Source organism: Streptomyces sp. NPDC048018, assembly GCF_043202995.1.
In the GTDB taxonomy this organism is placed as follows: domain Bacteria; phylum Actinomycetota; class Actinomycetes; order Streptomycetales; family Streptomycetaceae; genus Streptomyces.
In genome coordinates this window covers 1-17,550 of record NZ_JBIDBK010000009.1, presented here as the reverse complement: position 1 = coordinate 17,550, position 17,550 = coordinate 1, and the positions used below count along the sequence as shown (strand labels likewise).

Sequence of the window (17,550 nt, the reverse complement as noted above, 5' to 3'; positions counted from 1 at the left end):
ACCTCGCATCATGGACACGAGCCCCGCGGCGACGAACAACCCGGCGCCGACCTCCGCGCCCACGAGCGCGAACAGCCCCGTGGCGACCGCCGCCACGGCCATCGTCAACATCGCCAGCCTCGTCACCAACGATCCCTCCCTCGGTGATGGAACCCCCCTGGGCCTGATCCAGGACGCGGCCGTCGTCATCGAAGGCGACCGTGTCGTCTGGGTCGGTGAATCCAGCAAAGCACCCGCCACCGACAACCGGGTCGACGCGGCGGGCCGTGCGGTGATCCCCGGCTTCGTCGACTCCCACTCCCACCTCGTCTTCGCGGGCGACCGCACGGCCGAGTTCAACGCCCGCATGTCCGGCCAGCCCTACAAGGCCGGCGGCATCCGCACCACCGTCGCCGCCACCCGCGCCGCCACGGACGCCGAACTCTCCGCGAACGTCGCCCGTTTCATGCGGGAGGCCCTCCGGCAGGGCACCACCACCTTCGAGACCAAGTCCGGCTACGGCCTGACGGTCGAGGACGAGGCCCGCGCGCTCCGCATCGCCGCCGAGCACACCGACGAGGTCACCTACCTCGGTGCCCACATCGTCTCCCCCGACCACGCCGACGACCCGGCCGCGTACGTGGACCTGGTCACCGGCGCCATGCTGGACGCCTGCGCCCCGTACGCGCGATGGGTCGACGTCTTCTGCGAGAAGGGCGCCTTCGACGGCGACCAGGCCCGCGCGATCCTCACCGCGGGCAAGGCGAAGGGGCTGCACCCCCGCGTGCACGCCAACCAGCTGTCGTACGGCCCCGGCGTGCAGCTCGCGGTCGAGCTGGACGCGGCGAGCGCCGACCACTGCACGCACCTGACGGACGCGGACGTGGACGCGCTCGCCTCGGGCGCGACGGTCGCCACGCTCCTGCCCGGCGCGGAGTTCTCCACCCGGGCGGAATGGCCGGACGCCCGCCGTCTGCTCGACGCGGGCGTCACCGTGGCGCTGTCGACGGACTGCAACCCCGGCTCCTCCTTCACCTCCTCCGTCCCCTTCTGCATCGCGCTCGCCGTCCGCGACATGCGGATGACCCCGGACGAGGCCCTCTGGTCCGCCACGGCCGGCGGCGCGGCCGCCCTGCGCCGCACCGACGTCGGCCGTCTCACCGTCGGCGCCCGCGCCGACCTCGCGCTCCTCGACGCCCCGTCCCACGTCCACCTGGCCTACCGGCCGGGCGTGCCGCTGGTCTCGGAGGTCTGGCGCGCGGGCGTGCGCACGGTCTGACACGCCGCCGGACGCGCCGTCCGGCGGGTCCGGCCGCTGTGCGAGGGTGACGCGCATGGAGAACTCCCGGACCTGGGCGGTCCACCGGACCACCGACGCCGGTGAGGCCCTCGCGGCGGCGGGACGCCTCTGCGCCCTCTTCGCCGAACTCCGCCCCGAGGTGAGCCTCGGGGCGGAGCTGCGCACGGTCGGGGACGTGCGACGGATGGCCGAGGTGCTGCCCGAAGGGCTGTACGACCACCTGGAACCGCGCACCGACCCGGAGACGGGCGAATGGCGGTGCTTCGACGCCGATCCGGCCGCCACGAGCGACGAGGACCTCGCCGGGGAGCTGCCGCTCGACGTGACGGCCGAGGCGGCCTCCGGCACGGTCGAGACGCGCTTCGTGGCGGCGCTCGGGGAGGGACAGGCGTGGATCGACTGGCAGGGCGTGTGGCCCGACCCGGGGGAGCGCGAGCCGGCCGGCTGGTGGAGCGACGACGGGGTCCAGGTGGTCTTCCACGGGGAGCGCGCCGAGCGCTCCGCGTGGACCGCGCGTCACACCGTCTTGGTCCACGTCTCCACCCGGGGCGACGTGTCCCGCGCGAGCCGCCTCGCCGCCCGCCTGGGAGAGGCGCTGGACGGCGCGTGGGAGAGCCGCCAGGGGGAGCGGGACGGGGGCGTGGCCTTCGGGGGTGCCGGGCGCCCGGCACCCGGGTGCACGGCATGAGCGACGTCACCGGCGCACGCGGCGCCCGGCACACGCGTCCAGCGCGTGAGCGACGTCACCAGGGCGTGCGACGCGGCACACGCGCCCACGACGTGAGCCACGTCACCAGGGCGCGTGGCCGGCGGTCCCGCCGGTCGCCCGCCGTCGCCGGGCGGCGGGCACGGGGTGCGCCCCCGCCTCCGCGTGGTCGCGGTGCCGGGGGCGGGTGCGGGCCGGTCCGCAGGGCTCGTAAGGGTCGGCGGACCGCGCGGGGCGCCGGCTCACCCGTACGGTCGTCGGCGCCCCGCGGGCCGGTACGGACTCACTCGTCGATCGTCAGACCCTTGCGCAGCCGGGTCAGCGTGCGGGCGAGGAGACGCGAGACGTGCATCTGCGAGATGCCGAGCTCCTCGCCGATCTCCGACTGGGTGAGGCCGGCGGTGAAGCGGAGCGACAGGATGCGGCGGTCGCGGGCCGGGAGCGAGGCGATCATCGGCTTCAGCGACTCGATGTACTCGATGCCCTCGATGCCGTGGTCCTCGTAGCCGAGCCGGTCGGCGAGCGTGGCGCCGTCGGTGTCGAGCTCGTCCGGCGGCGCGTCGAGGGAGCTGGCGGTGTAGGCGTTGGCCGCGGCCATGCCCTCGACGACCTCGTCGGTCCTGATGCCCAGGGCGTGGGCGAGTTCCTCGACCGTGGGGGCGCGGTCCAGGCGCTGGGAGAGCTCGTCGCCGGCCTTGGCGAGGTCGATGCGGAGTTCCTGGAGCCTGCGCGGGACGTGCACCGACCACGAGGTGTCGCGGAAGAAGCGCTTGATCTCGCCGATGATCGTCGGCATCGCGAAGGTGGGGAACTCGACGCCGCGGGACAGTTCGAAGCGGTCGATCGCCTTGATCAGGCCGATGGTGCCGACCTGGACGATGTCCTCCATGGGTTCGCTGCGGGTGCGGAACCGCGAGGCGGCGAACTTGACCAGGGCCAGGTTGAGTTCGATCAGGGTGTTGCGGACGTAGGCGTACTCGTGAGTGCCCTCCTCCAGGTCGCCCAGGCGGGCGAAGAGGGTCTTCGACAGGGCGCGCGCGTCCTGCGGCGCGAGCTCGTCGACGGGCGGGATGCGCGGGAGTTCCGCGAGTTCCGTGGCCGCGAGGTCCGGTACGTCGAGCCGGGGGGACATGGTCTCCTCCATCATTGTCTCGCTACGGTTTGCGGCGCCTCCGAAGCCCGCCAAGTGGAATGTGTTCTTCTAGGCCTACCGGTTCAACCCCGATGGTTGCAAGTGGCAATTGTCCGGTTCATTCCTTTTGTGATGGAGCTCGTGTGCGGTGAACGGCGGTGCGCTTGTATGGTTCGTCGCATGTACCGCCAGCACATCGGCAGCGCACCCGGGCGGTTCCGGGTCGAGGTCCGCACCGTGGGGGCGAGCGAGGTGCTCACCCCGGTGGGTGAGCTCGATCACCACACCGCTGAACTGTTGCGTGCGCCACTCGACCACGCGCTCGACGAGGGCCGGACACGTCTCGTACTCGACTGCTCACAGCTCGAGTTCTGCGACTCCACCGGACTCAACGTCCTGCTCGGAGCCCGGCTCAGGGCCGACGCCGCGGGCGGCGGGGTCCATCTGGCCGCGATGCGGCCGGTGGTGGCCCGGGTCTTCGAGATCACCGGAGCGGACGCCGTGTTCACCCTCCACGACTCGCTCGACTCGGCCCTCCCGGGCTGAACGCCCCCGGCCGGGCCCGGTGTCCGGGCTCCCGGCCAGACTCTGTGTCCTGAACTCGTCAATCGGTTGAATCGGTGAGGTGAAGCGTTGAAGGAGACCACCTCCGGCGAACCCGAGGTCCGCACCATCGCCCTCGGGGCGGCCAGTGGCACCGTCCCGCTCGCCCGCGACTTCACCCGGCAGGCGCTCTACGACTGGGGCTGGCTGCCCGCCGCCACGGCGGACCGGCGCGCCGCCGCCGAGGACGTCCTGCTCGTGGTCTCCGAGCTCGTCACCAACGCCTGCCTGCACGCCGAGGGCCCCGAGAGCCTGCGCGTGCTGCGTCTCGCCGAGGTGCTGCGCCTGGAGGTCGCCGACCGCGGCAGCGGCCAGCCCGCCCCCCGCACCCCGCACCGCGCCGGACGGCCGGGCGGGCACGGCATGTTCATCGTCCAGCGGCTCTGCCGCGCCTGGGGCATCGAACGTGTCCCCGGCGCCCCCGGCAAGACGGTCTGGGCCGAGCTCGCCGCACCCGCGTAGGACTTTCACACCCCTCTCTCTTCCCTCTGCAGGGCCTCCGGCGTACCTTGACGGCCAATCTGATAGACCGTCAGTAACGTCGCGGTGAGGGGTGCTCGAGGTGCCGTACCGGAGGAGAACAGCCTGTGCGCTGACGGCGGCGGTGGCGGCGGGCTCCGCCGTCCTGCTCTCCGCGCCCGCCGCGCAGGCCGAGGTCGTCGACGTCAACTACGCCTGCGAGACGAAGATCGGCCCCAAGAGCGCCGTCTCGCCCGTCGACATCCAGGCCGTCAGGAGCGGCAGCGCGTACACGATCACGATGTCCTTCGAGAAGGGCGTCTCCGACAGTCCGGTCGACCTGCCCAAGGGCGTCATGACGCCGCGCGCCGAGCTCGTCCTCGGCGGGGCGGACAGCGGCCGGGTCCAGGTCAAGGGCGTGCCGAACGCGGCCCTCATCCCGGCCGACACCCCCATCAGGATCGGTCGGCTCACCGGCACGTACACGCCGCGGAAGAGCGGCCGGGTCACCTTCACGGCCGGCACCCTCACCGTCCACGCCCTCGGCATGGACGCCGCCGTCTGCAAGCCCACGAACAGCCCCAAGGCCGCCCTCGAACTGGACGTGACGGCGGCGGGCGGCTCCGGCGGCCCGTCGGGCGGTACGGGCTCGGGCGGCTCGTCGGGCGGTACGGGCTCGGGCGGCGAACTGCCCAGGACCGGCCCGCTCGACTCGGCGACCGCGCTCGGCACCCTCGGCGGCACCGTCCTGCTGGCCGGCACGGCCGGGGTGCTCTGGCTCACCCGGCGCACCGCACGGCCCACGGCACGCTGATGCGGATGGCACGGGCCGCGGCCGCCGCCCTGCTCGCGGTGGCCGGGACGGCCGGGCCCGGGGCCGCCGCCGCGGCGGCGCGGACGGCTCCGGCACCGGCCCGTACCGCGCCCGCCCCCGCCGGGTGGAGCGCCGCGCCCGCCGCCGGGCGGCCGTACGTGTACCTGGAGGGCGCCGCCGGCAGCGTGCTGCAGGACACGCTGTCCGTGACCAACCCCGGCGCCCGTCCCCTCACCGTGCGGCTCAGCGGCGAGGGCGCGCCCATCGCCTTCGCCGTGCGCACCGTGACCGTGCCCGCCCGCACGCGGGCGGACGTGCCCTTCGCCGTCACCGTGACCGCCGACACCCCGCCCGGGGACCATCGGTGCTCCGTACGGGCCGGAGCCGCCGGACACGAGACGGTCGTCCCGCTGCACCTGCGGGTCAGCGGTCCGCGGCTCGCCGCGCTCACTGTCGAGGACGTCCGCGTCGAGCCCTCCGGCACCCTGCGCTACACCCTGGTCAACCGCGGCAACACCGTCCTCGCCCCGCGCCTCGCCGTACGCGCCGAGGGCCTGCTCGGCACCCTCCTCGACCGCCCCGAGCGCCCGCTTCCGCTCGTCCTCCGCCCCGGCGAGCGCGCCGCCCGCACCGAACCCTGGCCCGATCCGCCCGCGCTCGACTCGGTCACCGTGCGGCTGACCGCCGGCGCCCCGGGCGCCGCCCCCGCGAGCGCCCGGGCGGACGCCGCCTTCGCCTCGCCCACGGGCGTCGGCGCCCTGGCGGCCGTCCTGCTCGCGGCGGCGGGCACGGCCACGTACGCGATACGGAGGAGACGATGACGTACCTGCGTACGGCGGCGGGCGCGCTGCTCGCCGCACTGCTGCTCGCCGCGCTGCCGGCCACCGCCACCGCCACCGCCGCCGAGCGGCCCGGGGTGGCGCTCTCGCAGAGCCAGGGCGGCAAGGGCGGCGAGATCACCGTCAGCGGCTCCGGCTGGAAGCCGGGAGCCCTGCTCATGCTGCTGGTCTGCGGCCAGGCCACGCCCGCGCAGGGCGTCGTCGGCGGCACCAACTCCTGCGCCAACACCGACGGTCGTGCCGCCACGGTCGACGCGAAGGGCGCCTTCAGCCGGAGACTGCCGGTCGCCGAGCCGCCCAGCCCCTGCCCCTGCGTGGTCCACGTCGCCGGGGTCACCGGCCAACAGGACGTCGTGGACGTGGCGTTCACGGTGGCCGGGCATCCGACCGCCCCGCTGCCCGAGCCCTCGGGGCGCGGCGCGCTGCGGGTGCTGACCTCCGCCCGGCTCGAAGGCTCCAGCGGTGTCCTCGTCTGGTTCGGCGCTCCGGCCCGCCGCGAGGTCGTCGTCACCCTCGGCAACCTGGGCCGGACGGCGGTCAGGGACCCCGTCTTCGAGGTCGGCACCAGCCACGGGGTGTTCTCGCCGCAGTACGAGGAACGGCAGTGGCGCGGCACCGTCGAGCCCGGCCGCAAGGCCGTGGTGAGGCTGCCCGTCGAGCTGACCGCGGGCGCCCACGGCGACTACCAGGTGTCCGTGCGGTACGGCGGGCAGGTGATCATCGAGCAGCCCTGGGGCGTCGGGCGCCCGTGGGGCGTGACCCTCTTCTGGCTGCTGCTCGCGGTCGTCGTCCCCGCCGCCCTGTTCCGCCTCGGCATGGCGGTCGTCGACCGGGTCCGCCCGCCCGGCCGGCGCCGGATCAGGCAGAGCGCGGCCGGCCGGCCGCGTCCCGCGCGCCGCGCCCCCGGCCCCGTGTCCGCACCGGCGGCCGGTGCCGGCGACGAACCGACCGCGGTCCTGCCGTGGTTCACCCCCGACTCCGCACCGTCAGAGAACAGCCCGACGACGAAGGGACAGTCGTGAGCCCGACACGCACGACACGGAGGATCAGCGCGGCGGGTGTCGCCCTGATGCTCGGCGGCGCGGGGGTCCTGCTGGCCGCCGGCCCCGCCACGGCGGCGGAGGTCTCGTACAAGACCGAGTGCATCCCGCCCTCCATCTCCGGCCTCCCGCCGGTGCAGGGCACCACCAGGGTGCAGATCACCGCGCCCGCCGAGGCCAGGGTCGGCGACGAGGTGGAGGTGGTCTGGAAGACGGTCGAGGCCGCCTCGAAGAACCCCGACATCCTCGACCTCGACAAGGACACGGTGAAGCCGACCGGCGTCATCACGCTCGGCGGCGCCGCGAGCGGCACGCTGGCCGTGGAGGGTCCGCGGCAGAACCCGCCCATCAAGAAGAACAGCCCGATGGTCCTGCCGGACATGAAGGGCCGGCTCAAGCTGGACAAGGCGGGCGAGATCACGCTGACGCCCGGCAAGTACACGATCAACGTCTCCAAGCCGATGTCGACGGACACCAAGTGCTCGCCGAAGGAGACGGTCGCGGTCGGCGCCACGATCAAGGTGACGGACGGCGGCGGCTCCGGCTCCTCCGGCGGCACCACCACGTCCGGCGGTTCGACGACCTCGGGCGGTTCGACCACCTCGGGCGGTTCGACCACGTCCGGCGGTACGACGACCTCCGGCGGCTCCAGTACGTCAGGCGGCACCACCGCCTCCGGCGGCGGCACGGCCGGCGGCACCTCCGGAGGGGGCGGCGGCCAGACCGACTTCCCCGGCAAGGAGGTCGCGGTGAACTTCGCCTGCCAGGCGCCCGGCCCCGACTCGATCACCTCCAAGGTGACCGTCAACGCCAGGAGGAGCGGAGGTTCCTACAGCCTGACCGTCAAGACCGCCAAGGGCGTCATGAACAGCCCGGCCGCCCTCCCCAAGGGCGCGCTCAAGCCGTCCATGGCCGTACGGATCGGCGGTGCCGACAGCGGTACGGTCACGGTCACCGGCGCCCCCAACCCGGCTCCGCTGGAGGCCGGCAAGCCGGTGGACCTGAGCGACATGACCGGCACCTACAAGCCCGGCGCGAGCGGCAAGGCCACGCTCAGCCCGGGGAAGCTGACCATCAGCGTCTCGCTGGGCGGCTCGCCCATCGTGATCCCCTGCGAGGTCAAGGGCGCGGTGCAGGCCTCGCTGACCCTCGACACCGAGAAGCAGGCCGGCGGCGCCGCCGGGGGCGGCAGCGGCGCCCCGGGCGGTTCGGGGGGCGAACTCCCCCAGACCGGCGCCGGTGACGACGGGGCCCTGCGCGCCCTCGCCCTGGTCGCGGGCACCGCGATCCTGCTCGGCGGCGCGGTGTTCACCTTCACTCCGTGGGCCCGGCTCCGCCGCTGACGCCCCCGGAGAACGGAACGGCGGAGGCCGTCGCACCGAACCCGGTGCGACGGCCTCCGCCTCGTGTGTGCGGGCGCGTCAGTGGACGCTGCCCATCAGCGCCTGGACCTTCTTGCGGTAGCTCCAGACGGCGACTCCCGCGAGGGCGGCCGCGGCCGCCTGGAAGGCGATGACCCCCGTCCCGTTCAGGTCCACGCCGGCCAGCGAGAGCAGACCCGTGGTGCAGTCGCCGGCGGTGACGGCGAGGAACCAGACGCCCATCATCTGGGAGGCGTACTTCTGCGGGGCCATCTTCGTGGTGACGGAGAGGCCGACCGGGGAGAGGCACAGCTCGCCGATGGTCTGGATCATGTAGATCGAGACGAGCCACATCGGGGAGACCTTGGTGCCGTCGGCCGCCATGTTCATCGGGACGATGAAGACGAAGAAGGACGCGCCGACCAGGACCAGGCCCATCGCGAACTTCACGACGGTGTTGGGCTCCTGGTTCTTCCGGGCCAGCCACAGCCACAGCCAGGCGAAGACCGGGGCCAGCGCCATGACGAACAGCGGGTTCAGCGACTGGTACCAGGTGGCCGGGAAGCCGAGGCCCATGACGCTGTCGGCGGTCTTGTCGTCGGCGAACAGCGACAGGGTCGAGCCACCCTGGTCGTAGATCATCCAGAAGACGGCGGCGGCGACGAAGAACCAGATGTACGCGGACATCTTCGACTGCTCGGTCCTGTCGAGGTCCTTGTCGCGCTTGATGCGGACCAGGACGGCGACCGGGATGATCAGGCCGGCGAGGGTGATCGGGACCAGGGCCCAGTTCAGGGTGTACATGCCGAGGCCGATGACGACGCCGTAGAAGACGGCGGCCACGACCAGCACCAGGCAGACCTTGACCAGGACGCTCTTGCGCTCGGCGGCGCTGAGCGGGTTCGGGACCAGGTTGCTCCGCGGGCTGAGGTTCCTGGTGCCGACGAGGAACTGCAGCAGGCCGACGCCCATGCCGACCGCGGCGAGCGCGAAGCCGAGGTGCCAGTTGACCTTCTCGCCGACGGTGCCGACGACGAACGGCGCGACGAAGGCACCCAGGTTGATGCCGATGTAGAAGAGCGTGAAGCCACCGTCACGGCGCGGGTCGTCCGGGCCGTCGTAGAGGTGGCCGACCATCGTCGAGATGTTGGCCTTGAGCAGGCCGGAACCGGCGGCGACGAGCGCCAGACCGACGAAGAACATCGCCTGGCCCGGGATGGCGAGCGAGGCGTGACCGGCCATGATCACGAAGCCGGCGATGGTGACCGTCTTGCGGGCGCCCCAGACACGGTCGCCGAACCAGCCGCCGGGCATGGCCATGAGGTAGACCATCGACACGTACACGGAGTAGATCGCCGTGGCCGTGGCGGCCGTCATGGCCAGGCCGCCGCCCTGGCTGCCCGTGGCGGCGTCGGCGCCGCCCGAGACCAGGTAGAGGACCAGAAGGGCCCGCATGCCGTAGTAGGAGAAGCGCTCCCACATCTCGGTCATGAAGAGGGTGGCCAGGCCGCGGGGGTGGCCGAAGAACGTCTTCTCGGAACCGGGGGCTCCGGTAGAAGCCGTCGTCAGGCTGGACGCCATGTCGATCCTTGCTCTGTCGGGACGCGCGCTTCGTGAGCGGGGTGCGCCCGGTGGGGGAGGCCGGCACCGTCGGGACGCGGTCGCGCCCCTCCGGGATCCACGCCCTGGCGCGTCTTCGCGCCGCAGGACCCGGCCCACAGGTCGTTCACTGTCCTCAAGGCCGCCGAGACCGCCTTGTGCAGAAAAGAGACCCTTGGCTCACCAACACGGCCAAAGGTCCCCGATTACCGCTACAGAACTCTCGACACCATACGACACGACAGTGCCCGATTAGGAAGGACTTGAGAGATGGATCACAGGTGACGTTGGAACCGATCTCCCCCATTCGAAGGTCATGAGGAGATTACGCGCCAAGATCCGGAGGTGCCGCCGCCGCCCTGTGGATCACGCCCCGGCCCGTCGTCCGTGCGGACTACCATCACCTCATGACCCGTGTGCTGCTCGCCGAGGACGATGCCTCCATCTCGGAACCGCTGGCCCGTGCCCTGCGGCGGGAGGGGTACGAGGTCGAGGTCAGGGAGGACGGTCCGACCGCCCTCGACGCCGGTCTCCAGGGCGGAGTCGACCTGGTCGTGCTCGACCTGGGACTGCCCGGGATGGACGGCCTGGAGGTCGCCCGCCGGCTGCGCGCCGACGGCCACACGGTGCCGATCCTGGTGCTCACCGCCCGCGCCGACGAGGTCGACACGGTCGTGGGTCTGGACGCCGGCGCCGACGACTACGTCACCAAGCCCTTCCGCCTCGCCGAGCTGCTCGCCCGCGTCCGGGCCCTGCTGCGGCGCGGCGCCACCGAACCCACCGCCGCGCCCACCACGCACGGCGTGCGGATCGACGTCGAGTCGCACCGCGCCTGGATGGGCGACGAGGAGCTCCAGCTCACCGCGAAGGAGTTCGACCTCCTGCGGGTCCTGGTCCGGGACGCCGGCCGGGTGGTCACCCGTGACCAGCTGATGCGCGAGGTCTGGGACACCACCTGGTGGTCCTCGACCAAGACCCTCGACATGCACATCTCCTGGCTCCGCAAGAAGCTCGGCGACGACGCGGCGAACCCCCGCTACATCGCCACCGTCCGTGGCGTGGGCTTCCGCTTCGAGAAGAGTTAGGTCCGGTCCGTGCGTCGCCGCCTGATCAACTCCACGCTCGCCGTGGTGCTCGTCGTCATCGCCGTCTTCGGCGGTTCGCTCGTGATCGTCGAGACCCGGACGGCCTCCAGCAGCGCCCGGGAGAGCGTGGACTCGGAGGCCCTGCGGATCGTGTCCATCGTGGACAGCCGGCTGATCGGCGGCGAGCCGGTGAACCCGGCGATCCTGGCCGACCAGAGCGGCGCCAAGCGCTACGCGCGCGTCCAGATCCCCGGCCGCGACCCCATCGAGATCGGCACCCGCCCCTCCGGCAGCGTCATCCGGGGCCTCGCCGAGGGCGAGCGCGGCGAGACCGTGATCGTGGAGGAGGCCCGCTCGGTCGTCATGGCCGAGGTGGGGCGCACCCTGCTGATCATCGCGGGAGTGGCGCTGCTGTGCGTGGTGGCCGCCGTGCTGCTCGCCGTACGGGCGGCGAACAAGCTGTCCTCGCCGCTCACCGACCTCGCCGAGACCGCCGAGCGGCTCGGCTCCGGCGACCCGCGCCCCCGGCACAAGCGCTACGGGGTGCCCGAGCTCGACCGGGTCGCGGACGTGCTGGACGCCTCCGCCGAGCGCATCGCCCGGATGCTCACCGCCGAGCGCCGGCTCGCCGCCGACGCCTCCCACCAGCTGCGTACGCCCCTCACCGCGCTCTCCATGCGCCTGGAGGAGGTCGCCGTGGCCGGGGATCTCGACACGGTCCGGGAGGAGGCGACGATCGCCCTGACGCAGGTCGAGCGGCTCACCGACGTGGTCGAGCGGCTGCTGACGAACTCACGCGACCCGCGGACGGGCTCCGCGGTCGCCTTCGACCTCGACGAGGTCATCAAGCAGCAGCTCGCCGAGTGGCGGCCGGCCTACCGCAGCGCGGGCCGGGCCATCGTGCACTCGGGGAAGCAGGGCATGCGGGCCGTCGGCACCCCGGGCGCGGTCGCCCAGGTGCTGGCCGCCCTGATCGAGAACTCGCTCATGCACGGCGGCGGGACGGTCGCCCTGCGCACCCGCGTCACCGGCAACCAGTCCGTGATCGAGGTGACCGACGAGGGCCCCGGCGTGCCCGCCGACCTGGGGGCGCGGATCTTCGAGAGGGCGGTCAGCGGCCGCAGCTCCACGGGAATCGGCCTGGCGGTCGCACGGGACCTCGCGGAGGCGGACGGCGGCCGTCTGGAGCTGCTCCAGCAGCAGCCGCCGGTGTTCGCGCTGTTCCTGAGCCGTGAGGTCAGGAGCCGTACGGAGAGCGAGGCGGAGCGTCCGGTCCGCTAGGCCTTGTCCTCCGGACCGGGCCGGGGGCGGGCTCAGACCCGGTCGGGCTGCCGGCGGGTGGGCTGGCGCGGGGCCTTCTCCAGGAACGATTCCGCGGTCTGCACGGCCTCTTTCGCCGGCAGCGCGCGGAAGACCCAGGTGCGGTAGGACCAGAAGCGGAACAGGGTCGCGACGCCGATGCCGAAGAACTTGAAGAAGTTGCTCTGCAGGGGGGTGTCCCAGCCGAAGCCGTACGTCGCCGTGTAGAGCACGCCGTTCTCGATCACCATGCCGACGATGCTGAACAGCAGGAACAGGACGAGTTCCTTGGTGCGGCCCGACTTGTCGCGGTCGCGGTACGTGAAGTAGCGGAACCCCACGTAGTTGAAGGCGATCGCCACGACGGTGGCGATGATGCCGGCCCGCACCACCGGAAGGTCGGTGACGTGGCGGACCACGTTGAAGACGAGCAGGTTCACCAGGACGCCGAGTCCGCCCACCGCGCCGAACTTGGCGACCTCGCGGACGAGCCGGTCCACTCGCATGCGCAGCGCGCCGGGTTCACTCATCGTGATCGGTCTGTCCCGTCCGTTTCGGAGGTGTTCCGCAGACGCCCGGACGACGTCGACCCAGCCATGCTAACCACCCCTCCTGGCACCCGCCCCTGATGTTCGCGATCCGTGTGCGAGCCCACCCGGACTGTGACAAGACACAGCCGGACGAGGGTCCGGAACTTGTGCGGATACCCTAAGAGGGTGACGTTCCCGGTAGTCGGCATGGTCGGTGGCGGTCAGCTCGCCCGTATGACCCACGAGGCGGGCATCCCCCTCGGCATCAAGTTCAAGCTGCTCAGTGACACCCCGCAGGACTCGGCGGCCCAGGTGGTCAGCGACGTCGTCATCGGCGACTATCGCGACCTGGACACGCTGCGTGACTTCGCGCGCGGCTGCGACGTGATCACCTTCGATCACGAGCACGTGCCCGCGGAGCACCTGGCGGCCCTGGAGGCGGACGGCGTCGTCGTCCGGCCCGGCCGCAGAGCCCTCGCGCACGCCCAGGACAAGGGGGTGATGCGGGCGCGGCTCGACGAGATCGGCGTGCCCAGCCCGCGGCACCGCCTGGTGGCCGACCCGGCCGACGCGGCGGCCTTCGCCGCGGAGGGCGACGGCTTCCCGATCATCCTGAAGACCGTGCGCGGCGGCTACGACGGCAAGGGTGTCTGGTTCGTGCGCTCGGAGGCGGACGCCCACGACGCCTTCAAGGCCGGCGTGGCGGTCCTCGCAGAGGAGAAGGTCGACTTCGCGCGCGAGCTCGCCGCCAACATCGTCCGCTCCCCGCACGGCCAGGCCGTCGCGTATCCGGTGGTCGAGTCCCGGCAGGTCGACGGGGTCTGCGACACCGTGATCGCGCCCGCGCCCGACCTGGACGACGAGCTGGCCGGCCGGGCGCAGGAGCTGGCCCTGCGGATCGCCAAGGAGCTCGACGTCGTCGGCCACCTGGCCGTGGAGCTCTTCGAGACCCGCGACGGCCGGATCCTCGTCAACGAGCTCGCCATGCGCCCGCACAACTCCGGCCACTGGACCCAGGACGGCGCGGTCACCTCGCAGTTCGCCAACCACGTCCGGGCCGTGCTGGACCTGCCGCTCGGCGATCCGCGGCCGCGCGCGAAGTGGACCGTCATGTGCAATGTTCTGGGAGGCGATTTCCCGGACATGTATCAGGCGTACCTGCACTGCATGGCCCGCGACCCGCAGCTCAAGATCCACATGTACGGCAAGGACGTGAAGCCCGGCCGCAAGGTCGGCCACGTCAACACCTACGGCGACGACCTGGACGAGGTGCTGGAGCGCGCCCGCCATGCCGCCGACTACCTGCGAGGAACGATCGTTGAGTAATCCGCCCGCTGCGCACCCGCTCGTCGGCATCGTCATGGGGTCCGACTCGGACTGGCCCGTCATGGAGGCCGCGGCCCAGGCCCTGGACGAGTTCGAGATCGCGTACGAGGTCGACGTCGTCTCCGCGCACCGCATGCCGCGCGAGATGATCGCGTACGGCGAGGAGGCCGCCGGCCGCGGTCTCAAGGCGATCATCGCGGGTGCCGGCGGCGCCGCCCACCTGCCGGGCATGCTCGCCTCGGTCACCCCGCTGCCGGTCATCGGCGTGCCGGTGCCGCTGAAGTACCTCGACGGCATGGACTCCCTGCTCTCGATCGTGCAGATGCCGGCCGGTGTTCCGGTCGCCACGGTGTCGGTGGCCGGCGCGCGCAACGCGGGCCTGCTCGCGGCCCGCATCCTCGCCGCGCACGACCCCGAACTGCTCGGCCGGATGAAGGAGTTCCAGCGGGAGCTCAACGACCAGGCCACCGAGAAGGGCAAGCGGCTGCGGCAGAAGGTCGAGGGCTCGGGCGCCTTCGGGTTCGCCCGGTGAGCACCGCGGCCGACCGCCTGGCGGAGGCGCGCGAGCTGCTCGCCTCCGCCCCCGTCGTCGACGGCCACAACGACCTGCCCTGGGCGCTGCGCGAGCACTGCGGCTACGACCTCGACCGGCTCGACATCGCGGGCGACCAGCGCGGCGCGCTCCACACCGACCTCGCCCGGCTGCGGGCCGGCGGCGTCGGCGCCCAGTTCTGGTCCGTGTACGTGCCCGGCCGGCTGGCCGGCGACCACGCGGTGAGCGCCACCCTGGAGCAGATCGACGTCGTCGACCAGCTGCTCGACCGGTACGCGGCCGACCTCGCGCCCGCGCTGACCGCCGACGACATGGAGAGGGCCCGCAAGGAGGGCCGGATCGCCTCCCTCAAGGGCGCCGAGGGCGGGCACTCGATCGACAACTCCCTCGCCACCCTGCGCGCTCTGCACGCCCTGGGCGTGCGGTACATGACGCTCACCCACAACGAGAACAACGACTGGGCCGACTCGGCGACCGACGAGCCCCGGCACGGCGGACTGAGCGCCTTCGGCCGCGAGGTCGTCCGCGAGATGAACCGCTGCGGCATGCTCGTCGACCTCTCGCACGTGGCCGCGACGACCATGCGGGACGCGCTGGACACCACGGCCGCGCCGGTGGTCTTCTCGCACTCCTCGTCCCGGGCGGTCTGCGACCACCCGCGGAACATCCCGGACGACGTCCTGGAGCGGCTGCCCGCGAACGGCGGCGTGGCGATGGCGACCTTCGTGCCGAAGTTCGTCCTGCCGGCGGCCGTCGACTGGACGGCCCGCGCCGACGAGAACATGCGCGCCCACGGCCTGCACCACCTCGCCACCACCCCCGAGGCCATGGCGGTCCACCGTGCCTTCGAGGCGGAGAACCCGCGCCCGGTCGCGACGGCGGCCACGGTCGCCGATCACCTCGACCACATGCGCGAGGTGGCCGGCATCGACCACATCGGCATCGGCGGCGACTACGACGGCACCGCGTTCACCCCGGACGGCCTCGACGACGTCGCCGGCTACCCGAACCTGATCGCGGAGCTCCTCACCCGTGGCTGGTCGGCCGCCGACCTGGCGAAGCTGACCTGGTCCAACGCGGTCCGGGTGCTGCGGGACGCGGAGGCGGTCGCGCGCGAGCAGCGTGCGCTGCGGGGCCCGTCGGTCGCGACGCTCGCGTCCTTCGACGCCCAGGCGGCGCAAGGCCGGTGACCGGGTGACGCGAGGGGCTCGCCACGGCGGGCCCCTTCCCGGTGCGCCCGGACGGTCTGCCGCCCGGGCCCGGACCGGCCGGGCGGGAACGGCGCGGGGCCCGGTCCGTACCTCAGGGGTACGGACCGGGCCCCGCGTGCGGTCGGCGGCGGGTCAGGCCCGCGGGCGCCCCATCGCGCGGTAGGTCCAGCCGGCCTCGCGCCAGCGGACCGCGTCGAGGGCGTTGCGGCCGTCGAGGATCACGGGGGAGGAGGCCACCCGGGCCAGCTCCGCCGGGTCGAGCGCGTCGCGGAACTCGCGCCACTCGGTCAGGTGCAGCACCACGTCCGCGCCGCGCACCGCGTCCAGGGCCGTCGGCGCGTAAGCGAGCGTCGGGAAGAGCCGGCGGGCGTTCTCCATGCCCTTGGGGTCGTAGACGGTGACCTGGCCGCCCTGGAGGTGGATCTGGCCGGCCACGTTCAGCGCGGGCGAGTCGCGGACGTCGTCCGAGTCCGGCTTGAAGGTCGCGCCGAGGACCGCCACCCGCTTGCCGAGGAAGCCCCCGCCCAGGGCCTCGCGCGCCATCTCGACCATGGACGCACGGCGCCGCATGTTGATGGAGTCGATCTCGCGCAGGAAGGTCAGTGCCTGGTCGGCGCCCAGCTCGCCGGCCCGCGCCATGAAGGCCCGGATGTCCTTGGGCAGGCAGCCGCCGCCGAAGCCGATGCCGGCCCGCAGGAACTTGTTGCCGATCCGCTCGTCGTGCCCGATCGCCTCCGCCAGCTTGGCGACGTCGCCGCCGGCGGCCTCGCACACCTCGGCCATCGCGTTGATGAAGGAGATCTTCGTGGCGAGGAAGGAGTTCGCGGAGGTCTTCACCAGTTCGGCGGTCGGGTAGTCGGTCACCACGAACGGCGAGCCCTCGGCCACCGGCACCGCGTACACCTCGCGCAGCAGCTTCTCGGCCCGGTCCCCGCGCGTGCCCTCGGGCACGCCGACCACGACCCGGTCGGGGCGCAGGGTGTCCTGGACGGCGAAGCCCTCGCGCAGGAACTCCGGGTTCCAGGCCAGGTCGACGCCCTCGGGCAGCACGCCGGCGAGCCGCTCGGCCGAGCCGACCGGCACGGTCGACTTGCCGACCACCAGGGCCCCCGGCCGGACGACCGTGGCGAGGGAGGCGAAGGCGGCGTCGACGTAGGACATGTCGCAGGCGTACTCGCCGTGCTTCTGCGGGGTGTTCACGCAGACGAAGTGGACGTCGCCGAAGGCGCCGACCTCCGCCCAGGAGGTCGTGAACCGCAGGCGCCCGCTGGAGCCCTCGATCCCCTCGACGTGCCGGGCGAGCAGTTCCTCCAGGCCCGGCTCGTACATGGGGACGCGCCCGCCGGAGAGCATCTCGATCTTCTCGGGGACGACGTCGAGCCCGAGGACCTCGAAGCCCAGTTCCGCCATGGCCGCGGCGTGCGTGGCGCCGAGGTAGCCGGTGCCGATCACGGTGATCTTCAGGGCCATGCGGTCTCCAGTGAGGAGTCGAGGTCGGGCGAATGCCTGCCCGAGCATAGTCGGGGCCTGGATCGGGGCCCGTTCTCGCCCTACCATTTGGGTTACTTAACGGTAGTTAGCAAGCGTGGGAGTGAATGAGCGTGGCGGGTTCTGCCGATTTCGACCTGTATCGCCTGTCGGAGGAGCACGAGATGCTCCGTGAGACGGTCCGCGCGCTGGCGGAGGCGAAGATCACGCCGTTCGCCGCGGCGGT

Annotated in this window: 17 protein-coding genes; 13 read left to right on the top strand and 4 right to left on the bottom strand. The window is 72.7% G+C overall.

What is annotated here, in order from left to right; genetic code table 11:
* Nucleotides 1-10: 10 nt before the first annotated feature.
* Nucleotides 11-1,258 (top strand): imidazolonepropionase, encoded by a 1,248-nt coding sequence (gene hutI / locus ACGF1Z_RS28940; RefSeq protein ID WP_393008961.1) that lies wholly within the window; start codon nucleotides 11-13, stop codon nucleotides 1,256-1,258.
* 55 nt (nucleotides 1,259-1,313) lie between these two features.
* Entirely contained in the window at nucleotides 1,314-1,967 is a 654-nt protein-coding gene (locus ACGF1Z_RS28935; protein WP_393008960.1) for a hypothetical protein, read from the top strand.
* Nucleotides 1,968-2,268: 301 nt separating this feature from the next.
* Here the strand turns inward: ACGF1Z_RS28935 and ACGF1Z_RS28930 are convergent, their stop codons facing one another.
* Entirely contained in the window at nucleotides 2,269-3,117 is an 849-nt protein-coding gene (locus tag ACGF1Z_RS28930; RefSeq protein ID WP_393008959.1) for an RNA polymerase sigma factor SigF, read from the bottom strand.
* A gap of 180 nt (nucleotides 3,118-3,297) precedes the next feature.
* On the opposite strand from ACGF1Z_RS28930, the gene ACGF1Z_RS28925 reads away from it, so the two are divergent.
* The 6 genes from ACGF1Z_RS28925 to ACGF1Z_RS28900 all read left to right on the top strand — a co-directional run bounded on the left by ACGF1Z_RS28925 (nucleotide 3,298) and on the right by ACGF1Z_RS28900 (nucleotide 8,215).
* The gene (locus ACGF1Z_RS28925) at nucleotides 3,298-3,663 is read left to right on the top strand and encodes an STAS domain-containing protein (RefSeq protein ID WP_393008958.1); all 366 of its coding nucleotides are present in this window, start codon (nucleotides 3,298-3,300) and stop codon (nucleotides 3,661-3,663) included.
* Between the two features lie 87 nt (nucleotides 3,664-3,750).
* Nucleotides 3,751-4,182 (top strand): ATP-binding protein, encoded by a 432-nt coding sequence (locus ACGF1Z_RS28920; RefSeq protein ID WP_393008957.1) that lies wholly within the window; start codon nucleotides 3,751-3,753, stop codon nucleotides 4,180-4,182.
* 100 nt (nucleotides 4,183-4,282) lie between these two features.
* Nucleotides 4,283-4,993, top strand: coding sequence for a peptidase (locus ACGF1Z_RS28915; RefSeq protein ID WP_393009175.1), 711 nt, complete (start codon nucleotides 4,283-4,285; stop codon nucleotides 4,991-4,993).
* A 5-nt stretch (nucleotides 4,994-4,998) separates the two neighbouring features.
* Entirely contained in the window at nucleotides 4,999-5,814 is an 816-nt protein-coding gene (locus tag ACGF1Z_RS28910; RefSeq protein ID WP_393008956.1) for a hypothetical protein, read from the top strand.
* A complete protein-coding gene (locus ACGF1Z_RS28905; protein ID WP_393008955.1) occupies nucleotides 5,811-6,854 on the top strand; it encodes a hypothetical protein in 1,044 nt (347 codons plus the stop codon). Before ACGF1Z_RS28910 ends, ACGF1Z_RS28905 begins: the two co-directional genes overlap by 4 nt.
* Before the next feature lie 23 nt (nucleotides 6,855-6,877).
* Complete coding sequence (locus ACGF1Z_RS28900; protein WP_393009174.1) at nucleotides 6,878-8,215, top strand: hypothetical protein; 1,338 nt, start codon at nucleotides 6,878-6,880, stop codon at nucleotides 8,213-8,215.
* 78 nt (nucleotides 8,216-8,293) lie between these two features.
* On the opposite strand, the gene ACGF1Z_RS28895 is transcribed toward ACGF1Z_RS28900, so the two are convergent.
* Complete coding sequence (locus ACGF1Z_RS28895; RefSeq protein ID WP_393008954.1) at nucleotides 8,294-9,814, bottom strand: peptide MFS transporter; 1,521 nt, start codon at nucleotides 9,812-9,814, stop codon at nucleotides 8,294-8,296.
* A 425-nt stretch (nucleotides 9,815-10,239) separates the two neighbouring features.
* Here ACGF1Z_RS28895 and ACGF1Z_RS28890 point away from each other — a divergent pair, with 425 nt between their 5' ends.
* Together ACGF1Z_RS28890 and ACGF1Z_RS28885 are read left to right on the top strand one after the other, a co-directional pair.
* A complete protein-coding gene (locus tag ACGF1Z_RS28890) occupies nucleotides 10,240-10,917 on the top strand; it encodes a response regulator transcription factor (RefSeq protein WP_393008953.1) in 678 nt (225 codons plus the stop codon).
* A gap of 9 nt (nucleotides 10,918-10,926) precedes the next feature.
* The gene (locus tag ACGF1Z_RS28885; RefSeq protein WP_393008952.1) at nucleotides 10,927-12,198 is read left to right on the top strand and encodes an ATP-binding protein; all 1,272 of its coding nucleotides are present in this window, start codon (nucleotides 10,927-10,929) and stop codon (nucleotides 12,196-12,198) included.
* A 32-nt stretch (nucleotides 12,199-12,230) separates the two neighbouring features.
* Here the strand turns inward: ACGF1Z_RS28885 and ACGF1Z_RS28880 are convergent, their stop codons facing one another.
* A complete protein-coding gene (locus ACGF1Z_RS28880; protein ID WP_393008951.1) occupies nucleotides 12,231-12,746 on the bottom strand; it encodes a GtrA family protein in 516 nt (171 codons plus the stop codon).
* Nucleotides 12,747-12,932: 186 nt separating this feature from the next.
* Between ACGF1Z_RS28880 and ACGF1Z_RS28875 the strand changes: the two genes are divergently transcribed.
* From ACGF1Z_RS28875 to ACGF1Z_RS28865, 3 genes are read left to right on the top strand one after another with little or no spacing between them, the layout of a single operon-like run.
* Nucleotides 12,933-14,072 (top strand): 5-(carboxyamino)imidazole ribonucleotide synthase, encoded by a 1,140-nt coding sequence (locus tag ACGF1Z_RS28875; protein WP_393008950.1) that lies wholly within the window; start codon nucleotides 12,933-12,935, stop codon nucleotides 14,070-14,072.
* A 34-nt stretch (nucleotides 14,073-14,106) separates the two neighbouring features.
* Nucleotides 14,107-14,604 (top strand): 5-(carboxyamino)imidazole ribonucleotide mutase, encoded by a 498-nt coding sequence (gene purE, locus ACGF1Z_RS28870; RefSeq protein ID WP_393009173.1) that lies wholly within the window; start codon nucleotides 14,107-14,109, stop codon nucleotides 14,602-14,604.
* On the top strand, nucleotides 14,601-15,815 hold the full coding sequence (locus tag ACGF1Z_RS28865) for a dipeptidase (RefSeq protein WP_393008949.1): 1,215 nt from the start codon (nucleotides 14,601-14,603) through the stop codon (nucleotides 15,813-15,815). The genes purE and ACGF1Z_RS28865 overlap by 4 nt, the downstream gene beginning before the upstream one ends.
* Nucleotides 15,816-15,968: 153 nt before the next feature.
* On the opposite strand, the gene ACGF1Z_RS28860 is transcribed toward ACGF1Z_RS28865, so the two are convergent.
* The gene (locus ACGF1Z_RS28860; protein ID WP_393008948.1) at nucleotides 15,969-17,306 is read right to left on the bottom strand and encodes a UDP-glucose dehydrogenase family protein; all 1,338 of its coding nucleotides are present in this window, start codon (nucleotides 17,304-17,306) and stop codon (nucleotides 15,969-15,971) included.
* Nucleotides 17,307-17,550: the final 244 nt, after the last annotated feature.

What these genes read in the sequence shown, in the direction of transcription:
- hutI (WP_393008961.1), top strand. Translation starts at nt 11, where the DNA reads ATGGACACGAGCCCCGCGGCGACGAACAACCCGGCGCCGACCTCCGCG.
- ACGF1Z_RS28935 (WP_393008960.1), top strand. Translation starts at nt 1,314, where the DNA reads ATGGAGAACTCCCGGACCTGGGCGGTCCACCGGACCACCGACGCCGGT.
- ACGF1Z_RS28930 (WP_393008959.1), bottom strand. Translation starts at nt 3,117, where the DNA reads ATGTCCCCCCGGCTCGACGTACCGGACCTCGCGGCCACGGAACTCGCG.
- ACGF1Z_RS28925 (WP_393008958.1), top strand. Translation starts at nt 3,298, where the DNA reads ATGTACCGCCAGCACATCGGCAGCGCACCCGGGCGGTTCCGGGTCGAG.
- ACGF1Z_RS28910 (WP_393008956.1), top strand. Translation starts at nt 4,999, where the DNA reads ATGGCACGGGCCGCGGCCGCCGCCCTGCTCGCGGTGGCCGGGACGGCC.
- ACGF1Z_RS28905 (WP_393008955.1), top strand. Translation starts at nt 5,811, where the DNA reads ATGACGTACCTGCGTACGGCGGCGGGCGCGCTGCTCGCCGCACTGCTG.
- ACGF1Z_RS28895 (WP_393008954.1), bottom strand. Translation starts at nt 9,814, where the DNA reads ATGGCGTCCAGCCTGACGACGGCTTCTACCGGAGCCCCCGGTTCCGAG.
- ACGF1Z_RS28890 (WP_393008953.1), top strand. Translation starts at nt 10,240, where the DNA reads ATGACCCGTGTGCTGCTCGCCGAGGACGATGCCTCCATCTCGGAACCG.
- ACGF1Z_RS28880 (WP_393008951.1), bottom strand. Translation starts at nt 12,746, where the DNA reads ATGAGTGAACCCGGCGCGCTGCGCATGCGAGTGGACCGGCTCGTCCGC.
- purE (WP_393009173.1), top strand. Translation starts at nt 14,107, where the DNA reads ATGGGGTCCGACTCGGACTGGCCCGTCATGGAGGCCGCGGCCCAGGCC.
- ACGF1Z_RS28860 (WP_393008948.1), bottom strand. Translation starts at nt 17,306, where the DNA reads ATGGCCCTGAAGATCACCGTGATCGGCACCGGCTACCTCGGCGCCACG.